This window comes from Paracoccus sp. (in: a-proteobacteria) (assembly GCF_047973135.1).
In the GTDB taxonomy this organism is placed as follows: domain Bacteria; phylum Pseudomonadota; class Alphaproteobacteria; order Rhodobacterales; family Rhodobacteraceae; genus Paracoccus.
Map to the genome: position 1 here is coordinate 1 of NZ_JBKEBL010000113.1, position 3508 is coordinate 3508.

The 3508-nt window shown below is 66.6% G+C and carries 2 protein-coding genes and 2 pseudogenes; 3 read left to right on the forward strand and 1 reads right to left on the reverse strand.

Annotation, left to right across the window (positions count from 1 at the left end; all coding sequences use genetic code 11):
- Positions 1 to 312: pseudogene (locus ACK5L9_RS08565) on the reverse strand (leucyl aminopeptidase); the annotation flags it as partial.
- Positions 313 to 430: 118 nt separating this feature from the next.
- Between ACK5L9_RS08565 and lptF the strand changes: the two are divergent.
- From lptF to ACK5L9_RS08580, 3 genes and pseudogenes are all read left to right on the forward strand, one after another.
- Positions 431 to 1555 carry an LPS export ABC transporter permease LptF gene (lptF, locus tag ACK5L9_RS08570; protein ID WP_416911047.1) on the forward strand — a complete coding sequence of 375 codons (1125 nt, stop codon included), beginning with the start codon at positions 431 to 433 and terminating at the stop codon, positions 1553 to 1555.
- A complete protein-coding gene (gene lptG, locus ACK5L9_RS08575) occupies positions 1552 to 2661 on the forward strand; it encodes an LPS export ABC transporter permease LptG (RefSeq protein WP_416911048.1) in 1110 nt (369 codons plus the stop codon). Before lptF ends, lptG begins: the two co-directional genes overlap by 4 nt.
- Positions 2658 to 3508 (forward strand): annotated as a pseudogene (locus tag ACK5L9_RS08580) (LPS-assembly protein LptD); the annotation flags it as partial. The gene lptG and the pseudogene ACK5L9_RS08580, both read left to right, overlap by 4 nt.

Sequence of the window (3508 nt, forward strand, 5' to 3'; positions counted from 1 at the left end):
CTTGCCCAGCCTTGCACCGATGGCCGCACCCGCCTTGCGTGCCTCGGCCACGGTGGCATTGGCGGGCAGGGCAATCAGGTGCAGCGCCTCGGCGGCCATACCCGCCGGAAAGGCCAGTTCCAGCGCCTCGCCGGGTTTCAGCCCCTTGCCTGCCCCGGATTCCAGCGCGCGCTGCGCCGCCTCGCGTGCGGCGCGAGGCAGACCGGCTGGCAAGCGGCCCTGCGAGGCGACGATCAGCGCGACACGCCCCTGATGCCCGGCAAGCCTGTCGCTGGCGGTTTCGATGAAGCTGATTTCAACCGGCTGGGTCATGCTGAAAAATCCCTCTTTGCGTCTGCACCGAAGCCTAGCGGCACATGCAGCCCTTTTCCAGAGCCGCCCTTGCGGATAAGCAGAAGAGAGACCCTGAAATCCAAGGCCCCGACGCCCCATGTCCCGGATCGACCGTTACATCCTGAGCCAGTTTCTGACGCTTTTCGGCTTTTTCGCGCTGGTGCTGGTGTCAGTCTACTGGATCAATCGCGCCGTCAGCCTGTTCGACGATCTGGTCAGCGACGGGCAGACCGCGCTGGTGGTGATGGAATTTACCGTGCTGGCGCTGCCCGCCGTGATTTCCATCGTGCTGCCGGTGGCCGCCTTCGTGGCCACGGCATACGGGACCAACCGGATGGCCGACGAATCAGAGCTGGTGGTGATGCAGACGGCGGGGCTGTCGCCCTGGCGGATGGCGCGGCCGGTGCTGATCTTTGGCGTTTTCGTGGGCCTGCTGGTCGCCGTGCTGGTCCACGGGCTGGTGCCGCTGGCGCGGACCCGGCTGGCCGAAAGGCAGGACGAGCTGGCGCAGGATGTCACCACGCGGTCGGTCCGGCCGGGCACATTCCAGTATCCCAGCGACAATGTGACCGTCTTCGTGCGCGATGTCGCCAGCGACGGGCGGCTGCTGGATGTCTTTATCGAGGATGCGCGCGATCCCGCACAGCAGATTACCCATACCGCCAAAGAGGCCCTGCTGCTGCGCAACGACAAGGGGCCGGTGCTGGTGCTGCTGAACGGCATGTCGCAAAACCTGCGACGCGTCGGGGACAGGCGCCAATTGTCCGTCACCCGGTTTTCGCAATTCAGCTATGACGTGGCCTCGATGTTCGGAGAAAGCGCCGATGGCAGGCGGGATCTGCGCGATTTCACCACGCTGCGGCTGCTGCGCCCGGATGAGGCACTGTTGCAGGCCACGGGGGCGGAACCCGCCGATATACGCCGCGAACTGCATAACCGCATCGCCAAGCCGCTGATGGCCCCCATCGCCGCGATGATCGGCTTTGCCACGCTGCTGATCGGGGGCTATTCACGGTTCGGCGTCTGGCGGCAGGTGATAGGGGCCAGTGTGCTGCTGATCATGGTTCAGCTTTCGAGCAATGCCGTCTCGGCGCGGGTGGAACGCGATGTCAGCCTGTGGCCGGCGATGTATCTGCCCGCAATTCTGGGCGCGGCGATCTGCGTCATGCTGCTGCGGCTGGCCGTACGACCATGGCGGCGCGGAAAAGGAGCGATGGCATGATCCTGGCCCGTTACGTCGCCCGCCGTTTCCTGCGCAGCCTGCTGGTTGTCGCGGCGGTTTTCCTGATGATCCTGTTCCTGATCGACATGCTGGAAATGGTGCGCCGCTTCGCTTCGCGCGGGGTCGGGCTGACGGGGGTGGCCCGGCTGGCGGCGCTGGATATAACCGAAAGCTTCTATTCGATCCTGCCGCTGGTGACGGTGCTGGCCGGGATCGGCATGTTCCTGGGCCTTGCGCGCACATCCGAGATGGTGGCGATCCGCGCCTCGGGGCGGTCGGCGCTGAAAGTGGTAATCTCGCCTTCGGTTTCCGCCATTCTGGTCGGCGCGCTGGCCGTGGCGCTGCTGAACCCGCTGGTCGCGGCGACCCGGCAGGCGCTGGATCAGGCCGAGGCGGAAATCCGGCGCGAAGGGCAGCAGACCGTCTCGGTCGGCGAGGGCGCGCTGTGGCTGCGGCAGGTGCTGGCCGAGGACGGGCAAGAGGCCGGGCAGATCGTGATCCGCGCCAGCCGCGCCAGCCCCGACGCCACGACCCTGTATGACGCGACATTCCTGATCTTTGATCAGGATAACGGCCCGGTCCGCCGGATCGAGGCGCGCGAGGCGCGGCTGGAACCGGGCCTCTGGCAGCTTGAGGACGTCAAGGATTACCCGCTGGACCAGACCAACCCCGAGGCCGCGGCCGTGCGCGACCAGTCGCTGACGCTGCAATCGGACCTGACGGCGCAACGGATCCGCGACGGCTTTGGGCAGCCGCAATCGGTGCCGGTCTGGCAGTTGCCGGGCTTTATCCGGGGGCTGGAAAACGCCGGTTTTTCCGCCACGCGACACCGCGTCTGGTTGCAATCAGAGCTGGCCCGCCCCTTCCTGATGGGGGCCATGGTGCTGATCGCGGCGGCTTTTACCATGCAGCACATGCGTGGCCGAAATATCGGCATCAGCGTTCTTTTGGCCTTTGCTGCGGGGATCGGGCTGTTTTTTCTGTGCAATCTCGCGCAAGTTCTTGGCGATAACGGGCAGATCGGCCCCGCCATGGCAGGCTGGGCACCGCCGCTGGTGGGCGCGATGCTGGCGATGGGGCTGATCCTGCAAAGAGAGGATGGATGACGGCGGCAAGTTTCAGAGGGCTGGCCTATGCCACGGCGCTGACCGGGCTGACGCTGCTTGGCGCTTTGGGTGCGCGTGCGCAGGGGCTGAATGCCGAGAATGTCGCCCCCCAGCTTGAGGGCGACTGGACGGGCGGTGCGGCGCTTGCCCCCCTGTCCGACCGGCTGACCGAGACCCCCGTTTCGGACCGCACGCCGACGACCAGCCCGCCCGCAACCGTGGCCCCGCGTCACGATGTCTCGATTGGGGGTGACGACGGCACGGGCGCAGCACCCGAGGACGCGGCGACCTTGCTGGCCGATACGGTGCAACTGGAAGGCGACAACACCCTGATCGCGGCGGGCGGCGTGGTGGTCTGGTATCGCGGCGCACGGCTGGTCGCGTCGCGGATCATCGTCGATGGCGATAGCGGCGATCTGACCATCGAGGGTCCGATCCACCTGACCCAACCCGGCGCTACCGAACCCGAACGCGATTCGATCCTGATCGCCGATTCGGCGCAACTGGACCGCAAGTTGCAGGATGGCATCGTACGGGGCGCGCGGATGCTGCTGGCCCACGAGTTGCAGATCGCCGCGACCGAAGCCCAGCGCAGCGAGGGCGGACAGGTCACGAAGCTGCGGCAGGTCGTTTCATCCGCCTGCACGGTCTGCGAGGGCGGCGGTCCGCCGCTGTGGGAAATCCGCGCCCGCAGCGTCACCCATGACGCCCGCACCCGGCTGATCCATCTGGAATATCCGCGCCTGCGCCTGTTCGGCCTGCCGGTCTTTGCCCTGCCCATGACGATCAGCGCCCCGGATCCCACGGTCGAACGGCAGTCTGGCTTTTTGCGACCGGAATACCGCAC